Origin of the sequence: Roseisolibacter sp. H3M3-2 (genome assembly GCF_029211165.1) — a bacterium.
Classification (GTDB): Bacteria; Gemmatimonadota; Gemmatimonadetes; order Gemmatimonadales; family Gemmatimonadaceae; genus Roseisolibacter.
This window is the reverse complement of record NZ_JARGEK010000250.1, coordinates 1-7,352: the sequence shown is the minus strand read 5'-3', so window position 1 is coordinate 7,352 and position 7,352 is coordinate 1. Positions and strand designations below refer to the sequence as shown.

Below are 7,352 nucleotides of genomic sequence, written 5' to 3'. Positions count from 1 at the left end.
CCCCACGCGCGCAGCGCCGGCCACCGGCCGAACGGCGCCAGCGCGACCACCGCGCTCCCGCACGTCAGCTCGACGTACGCGCGCGGCGGCGCGCCGCGGTCGGCGGCGTGGCGCGCCAGCGCGTGCTCCGCGGCGAGGACGCACAGCAGCGTGTCCTCGGGGGCGAAGAAGTCGCCGAACGCGAACGGGGGGCGGAATCGTTCCAGCCGCGCCGCCGCCGCGGCGGCGAGCGACGGGACCGACGCGCGCGGCGCGACGCGCTCACGCACGGGCGGCCCCGCGGTACGCGCCCTGCCTTCGTCGCAGGCACCATGAAGTCTTCCGACGCATCCCCGTCCTCCCCGTCGTCCGCCGCGCCGCGCGGCGGGATCGCGCGCCGACGCGCGCTCGCCGACCACGCCCCCGAGCCCGAGGCGCACCTCGAGCTGCCCCTGCTGCTCGCGCCGCCGTCGGCGCAGCAGGACGCGAGGCGCACGGCGCGTGCCGAGCTGGCCGACGTCGCGCCCTCGCTCTCGTCCGAGGTCGCCGCGCTCCTCTTCGGCCCGCCGCTCGACGACGTGCTCGCCGCCGACCCCGGGCGCGAGGAGGCCGTCGTCGCCCGCGCGCGCCGGCTGGCAGAGCGCGCCTACCCGCGCGACGCGGTCAGCGACCGCGCCGCCGACGCCACCGTCGACCACGCCGCGCGCGACGAGCTGCACCGCACGCTGCTCGCGTGCTACCAGACCCACGTCCGCCTGCCGCACCACGAGACCGCCGAGAACCAGCTCCACCCCTTCACCTGCCGCCTGCTGGCGACGCTCGAGCGGGCGTGGGAGCGCGACCTGCTCGCCCGCGCGCGCCGCACCGCGCGCCGCCTCGGCACCGCGCTCGACGCGTCGGCGCTGCCGGCCGACCCCGACGCGTTCGTCGAGTGGTACAAGCGCGTCGCGTTCACGCACCCCCTCTACGAGCACCCGCTGCACGGCTTCCTGTCGTCCGAGGCCGACCGCGCGCAGCTCGAGCGCTTCCTGCGCCTCGAGGCGGCCGGCGAGGCGGCGTTCGACGACCTGGTCGCGCTCGGGCAGGTGGGGACGCGCGGCGAGGTGAAGATCGAGATGGGGCGGAACTACTGGGACGAGCTGGGGAACGGGAAGAGCCACGCGGTGCACACGCACCTCTTCCACCGCCTCACCGAAGGGCTGAAGATCACCGCCCCCGAGGCGCACGAGCTGTCGTGGCCCGTGCTCGCCGGCGCGAACGTCATGCTCTGGAGCTGCATCCCGCGCCGCAACGCCTTCCGCGCGCAGGGGACGCTCGGCGCCGTCGAGCTGCTCGCGCCGCAGCGGTGCACGCGCCTCGTCACCGGCGCGCTGCGCGTCGGGATCCCCAAGAAGGTCATGAGCTACTACGCCGCGCACGCCATCATCGACGTCGGCCACGCCGAGGGGTGGCTCGACCACGTCGTGCGCCCGCAGGTCGCGGCGGTGCCCGCGTCGCGCGTCGGGATCGCGGAGGGGCTGATCGCGCGCGCGGACGCGAGCCTGGACTACTTCGACTACTCGTACGCGGAGCTCACGCGGTGAGACGCTGCGGGCTGCGGGCGGCGGGCTGCGGGTTCCGAATCCGCAGCCCGCCGCCCGCAGCCCCGCGGCGTCAGTCCGCGATCGGGAGCGTGAGGGTGAACGTGCTCCCCACGCCGACGCGGCTCTCGACGGCGAGCGTCCCCCCCATCCGCTCGGCGAGGTCGCGGCTGATCGCGAGGCCGAGGCCGACGCCGTCGGAGTGGGCGGGGGAGAGGTGGCGGTCCACCTGCACGAACGGCTCGAAGATGTGCGCCAGCCGGTCGGCGGGGATCCCGCGCCCCGTGTCGCGCACGCGCACCGCCGCCGCCGCCCCGTCCACCGCGCACGAGACCACGACCTCGCCCTCGGTCGGCGTGAACTTGATCGCGTTCGACAGCAGGTTGAGCAGGATCTGCCGCGCCTTCTCGGCGTCCACGCGCACGACGACCCCCGCGTCGCACGCCTCCCACCGCGAGCGCAGCCCCTTCGCCTGCAGCTGCGGCTCCACCAGGTCGTGCGCCGCCTGCACCAGCTCCGCGAGCGGCACGTCGGCGAAGGCGAACTGCACCTGCCCCGACTCCAGCCGCGCGAAGTTCAGGATCGAGTTGATGAGCCCCAGCAGGTGGCGCTGGCTCGTCTGGATGCGCCCCAGGTCGGCGCGCTGGTCGTTCGTCGTCGGGCCGCGCAGCCCGAGCTCCATCAGCTGCGCGTAGCCGCCGATGGCGTTGAGCGGCGTGCGCAGCTCGTGCGACATCATCGCCAGGAACTCGCTCTTGGCCTGGTTCGCCGCCTCGGCCTCGCCGCGCGCCGCCCGCTCGCGGTCGAGCGCGTCCTCGCGCGCCGTGCGCTCCTCGAGCAGCAGCTCCGTCTGCATGCGCAGCTCCTCCGCCTGCAGCTCGAGCTCGGTCGCGCTCTCCATCAGCTGGTCGTTCACCGTCGCCAGCTCGGCGTTGAGCGCCGCGATCTCGTCGGCGCGGCGGAGCAGCAGGTCGATCACGACGCGGCGCAGCTCGCCGGCGGCCGCGACCTCCGCGGGGTGCCACGCCGTCGACGTCCCCTTCACCTCCTCCTCCCACAGCTCGAAGCTGCCGCGGGGCTGGAGGCGCGCGACGCCGCTCTCGGTCATCAGCACCGGCTTGCGCGGGTCGCCGGCCCACCGCACCGACTGCTTGCACTCGGGGCGGAACCAGAGCAGCCAGTCGGGGCGCGTGGCCGAGAGCCGCACCGCCAGCAGCCCGCTCGCCACCCCCTGCGCGCGCGCCGCCGGCGGGAAGCGCGACGGGAGCGCCGACGTCGCGAGCACCGCCTCGGGCTGCAGGTCGAGCCAGCCGACGAGCGCGGCCACCAGGTCGGGGGGCGGCACGTCGCCCGCCGACGTCGTCTCGCCCCCCAGCGACAGCACCACGCCCCCCGCGCCCACGACGTCGAGCAGCAGCCGCGGGTCGCCGGCCAGCGCGCCGGCGAACGTCGCCTCGCGCCCCAAGCGCTCGAGCAGCCGCGCCTGCAGCGCGCGCACCTCCAGCGCCCGCTCGCGGTCCTCCACCCGCTCCGCCATGCCGAGCTGGGTCGAGAACGCCTGCGCCAGGAACTCGCACAGCGTGCGCGTGGCGTAGGGGACGAACTTCGGCCCCGAGTAGTGGTGCCCCGAGATCAGCCCCCAGAGCTTCCCCTCCTTCACCAGCGAGACGACGAGGCTCGCCGTCACCCCCATGTTCTTCAGGTACTCGACGTGGATCGGCGACACCGCGCGCAGCACCGCGCCGCCGAGGTCGAGCGGCGCGTCCGTCGTCGGGTCGTCGCGCGGCACCAGCGGCACCGGCGCGTAGTCCATGTCGACGATCATCCGCAGCCAGTGGCGCAGGAAGAGCGCGCGCGCCTGCGCCGGGATGTCGCTCGCCGGGTAGTGCATCCCCAGCCACGTCTCGATGTCGCCGCGCCTGGCCTCGCCGATGATCTCGCCGTGCCAGTCCTCGTGGAACTTGTACACCCACACGCGGTCGAAGCCGGTGAGCGCGCGCATCTGCTCGGCGATCGTCCCCGCCAGCGCGACCAGCGACTCCGCCGTCTCGATGCGCGTCAGCACGCCGCGCACGAGCTCGTGGAAGTCGTAGTACGAGAGCGTCGTCCCGTCGTGCGGCTCCAGCTCGACGACGATCGCGCGCCCGCTCCGGTGCACCACCCCGTCCAGCCGGGCGTCGCCGAGCGTCAGCTCGATCGGGTGGTAGGCGCGCGACTCGCCGCGCCGCAGCGGCGCGAGGAGCGCCTCCGCCTGCTCGGCCCCGACGTGGTCGGCCAGCCGCGTCCCCAGCAGCCGCTCCACGGGGATGCCCAGCAGCCCGCCGACGTTGGCGCTCGCCTGCAGCACCAGCAGGTCGGGGTCGCGCAGCGACAGCAGGGCGCCGTGCGGCTGGACCGCCCCCGGGATGTGGATCGGCTCCCGGTCGCAGTTGGTGAGGTCGATGGGCGTGTCGACCGAGACGAACGGGATGGCGAGCGAGTCGGACACGGCCGGCCGTGCGGGGGACGTGGGGAAGACCCTAAGATGGTCCGGCCCCTCCCCTTTGCCAGTTCAGGGCCGCGCGCCCCCGCCGCATCGGCCCGCCCCGTCCCACCCCAGCCGCTCCCGGAGGACGGGCGCCACGGCGTCGGCGAACAGCTCCACCGCCGGCAGCCGCTCGGCCGCCCCGCGCTCGGCCTCCACCAGCACCGCCCCCACCGCGGGGCACAGGCGCCCGGCGTCGGCGCGCTCCCGCGCCCCGCCTCCGAACACGAAGCGCGACACCGGCGTGGCCCCCGAGGCGGCGTCGGTCCCCGCCGTCCCCGTCTTCCCCCACAGGTCGAGCGCCGGGGCCGGGAGCGCCTGCCGCGCCCGCACCCCCGTCCCGCGCTCGACGACCGCGCGCATCCCGTCGAGCACCGCCCCGCGCCCCTCCCCGAACGGGAGCGCCGGCGCCGCGGCGGCGGGGAGCGCCACGTCCCCCACCCGCCGCACCAGCCGCAGCTCGACCGCGCGCCCGGTGGCCAGCCGGGCCATCGCCCGCGCCATCGCCGCGTTGCTCCAGGCGTGCTCCCCCTCGCCGATCAGGAAGCCGGCCAGGAAGCGCAGCGTGTCGTAGCGCGCCGACGCCAGCGGGAGCTGCACCGGCTCGGGCGACACGCGCCCCCACGGCCCGCCGAGCGCGGTCACGAGCCCGCGCGCGCGCAGCCCCGCCCACAGCGTGGTGTCGAACCCCTCGGCGGGGCGCACGACCGTGCGGGCGCCGAACAGGGTGTCGAGGTTGCGGGCGAGCGGCGAGGCCTTCTTGAGCGCCCCGACGTCGCGCACCGCCAGCCGCGGGCGCGCCCGCACCGCCGCGCCCTCCACGCGGAACTCGGGGCCGGCCGACGGGCGCCCGTCGAGGCGCGGCAGCGGCGCGTCGGGCCCCGGCTCGGCGGCCAGGCCGAGGAGGCCGAGCGTCACCGCGTACAGGTTGTTGGAGCCGGCGAGCGCGCAGTCCCACCCGATCGGCGCGCGGCACCCGTGCAGCGCCGAGGCGAACGGGATCCCGGTCGCGACCGGCCACCCGGCGGCGGCGGTGAACGCCTCGCCCGGGTGGTCGACCTCCAGCGTGCGCAGGCGCGGGTAGCGCGCCAGCACCGCGGCGGCGATCAGCGGCTTCACCGTCGACGCGCCGCGCGCCGCGCGCAGGTTGGCGTCCACCGGCTGGTAGGCGCGCGGGCGGAAGCCGGGGCGCTCCCACGACGCCAGCGCCAGCACGTCGCCGGTGCGCGGGTCCACCAGCGTCACCGCGCGCGCGTGCAGCCGCCCGACGGCCGCCGCGGCGCACCGCTCGGCCACCCGCGCCTGCAGCGCGCGGGCGAGCGCGCGGTCGAGCGTCAGCTCCACGCGCGCGACGCTCGGCCGCGCCGCGGCGGCCGCGTCGTCGGCGCCCGAGGCGCGCAGCGAGCGCGCGAACGTCGCGTCGAGCGCCGCCAGCGGCGCCGGCGTCCCCTCGGGGGAGACGCGGCCGACGTCGCCGTTGCGCCACCGCGCGTACCCCCAGGCGCCGCGCGCCGCCTCGTCGGCCACGAACGTCGCCCCCTCGACGGCCAGCACCGCGCCGGGGAGGAGCGGCCGCGCGCCGTCGACGCGCGCGCGGGCGGCGCCGCACTGCACGGTCACGGCGCGCGCCGCGACCACGCCCGTGTCGGCGCACGACACGACCGTCTCGGGGGCCGCGTCGTCGAACCGCACCACGAGCCGGCGCGACACCAGCAGCCGCTCGGCGCCCGCGCCCGTCGCGCCGCCGGCGAGCGTGCCGCGCCACGTCTCGCCGGCGATCGGCGACGCCACGCGGCACCCCTGGTCGGCGACGCGCACCGCCGAGTCGGCGCGCACCAGCCACGGGCCGCGGTCGCGGCGGCGCGCGCGGCGGTCGCCGCGCCCGGCGGCGAACGCGTTCCCCTGCGCCACCAGCGCGCGCAGGAACGCCCCCTCGCCGAACCCCGGCTTGCCGAGCGCCGTCGACGCGACGGCCAGCGTGTCGCCCGCGACGCGCACGTCGCCGCGCGCCAGCTCCACGCGCAGCGCGTCGCCGAGCGAGTCGAGCGTGAACGGCGCGAGCTCGGCGTGCGTCGCGCGCCAGGCCGCGGCGCCCACGAGGGCGGTGAGCGCGACCGCGAGCGCGGCCGTCGTCGCCAGCGCGCGCCGCGCGCGCCGCAGCGCGCCCGCGCTGGCGCGCGTCTCGACGTAGTCGCGCGACGCGTCGTCGCCGTCGCCGGGGAGCGCGGCCAGCGCCAGCGCCACCAGCCAGGCCACGAACGCCGCGTCGGCGCCCGACCGCAGCCCGAGCCCGGGGAGGTTCTGCCCGGTGAGCGGGAGGAGCGACGCGTTGGCGGCCGCCATGTACAGCGCGGGCGTCAGCACGTACGCGGCGAGCCCGCCGAGCAGGATGGCGCGGTGCACCGTGGCGTAGCGGCGCGTCGCGTGCGCGGCGGCGAGCAGCAGCGCGCCGGCCAGCGCGAGGTACGTGGCGAGCACCGCCGCCGCGCCGGCGAAGCCGTGCTCCGCCAGCACCCACAGCGAGAAGACGTTGTCGGTGAGCGCGACGTCGGGGGCGATGGCGCGCGGGACGTACGGCACGCCGTAGGCGCCGCGCCCCCACGTCCCGCCGAGCGCGGCGTAGGCGCGCATCCCCCAGTCCTGCTGCAGCGTGCTGACGATCTCGCGCGCCTCGGCCGGCGGTGCGACCAGCGCCTGCCGCTGCAGCGCCTCGGGGGCGCGCACGGCGGCGTAGCGCATCTGCGGCGTGGCGAGGCGCGCGTCGGGGTCGGGGAGCCCGCGCAGCGGCGCGTGCAGCGCGAAGGCGATGGCCGTCACCACGGCGGCGAGCATCGCCAGCGCGCCGGCCAGCCGCCGCCCGCCGAGCGTCGCGGCGCCGAACACCACCGTCGTGAGCACGGCGGTGAACAGGAGCAGCACCAGCCCGCGGTCGGCCGCGAGGTAGCCGGCGTACACCGAGAGCGCGGCGAGCACGATCCACCACCCGAGCTGCCGCGGCACCGGCGCCGCCAGCGCCCGCGCGCGCGTCTCGGCGTACCACAGCACCGTCACCACGCGCACCACGAGCAGCAGCCCGGCGCAGGCGATGGCGAAGCCGAGCGTGATCCCGAGCCGGCTGACCGACGCCGCGCTCGACACGACGAGCAGCAGCGCGGGGAGCGCGACGAAGGCGGCCGGCGGGAGCACGTCGCGGGCGCGGTAGGGCCAGGCGCGCAGCGCGCGCACGCGCGACAGCAGCGCAGCCCCGGCGGCCCCCGCGCCGAGCGCCG

3 protein-coding genes and 1 pseudogene are annotated in these 7,352 nt (G+C 77.6%); 1 reads left to right on the top strand and 3 read right to left on the bottom strand.

Annotated elements, in window-relative coordinates; translation table 11 throughout:
* Positions 1-269: hypothetical protein (locus PYV61_RS17680; RefSeq protein WP_275834040.1), on the bottom strand; the 269-nt coding region annotated here is incomplete at its 3' end.
* Positions 270-311: 42 nt separating this feature from the next.
* On the opposite strand from PYV61_RS17680, the gene PYV61_RS17675 reads away from it, so the two are divergent.
* Complete coding sequence (locus tag PYV61_RS17675) at positions 312-1,562, top strand: iron-containing redox enzyme family protein (RefSeq protein ID WP_275834038.1); 1,251 nt, start codon at positions 312-314, stop codon at positions 1,560-1,562.
* A gap of 70 nt (positions 1,563-1,632) precedes the next feature.
* Here the strand turns inward: PYV61_RS17675 and PYV61_RS17670 are convergent, their stop codons facing one another.
* Both PYV61_RS17670 and PYV61_RS17665 read right to left on the bottom strand, forming a co-directional pair.
* Complete coding sequence (locus PYV61_RS17670) at positions 1,633-4,047, bottom strand: ATP-binding protein (RefSeq protein ID WP_275834036.1); 2,415 nt, start codon at positions 4,045-4,047, stop codon at positions 1,633-1,635.
* A gap of 63 nt (positions 4,048-4,110) precedes the next feature.
* Positions 4,111-7,352: pseudogene (locus tag PYV61_RS17665) on the bottom strand (hypothetical protein); the annotation flags it as partial.

Coding starts and splice junctions, on each gene's coding strand:
- PYV61_RS17675 (WP_275834038.1), top strand. CDS start 312: ATGAAGTCTTCCGACGCATCCCCGTCCTCCCCGTCGTCCGCCGCGCCG.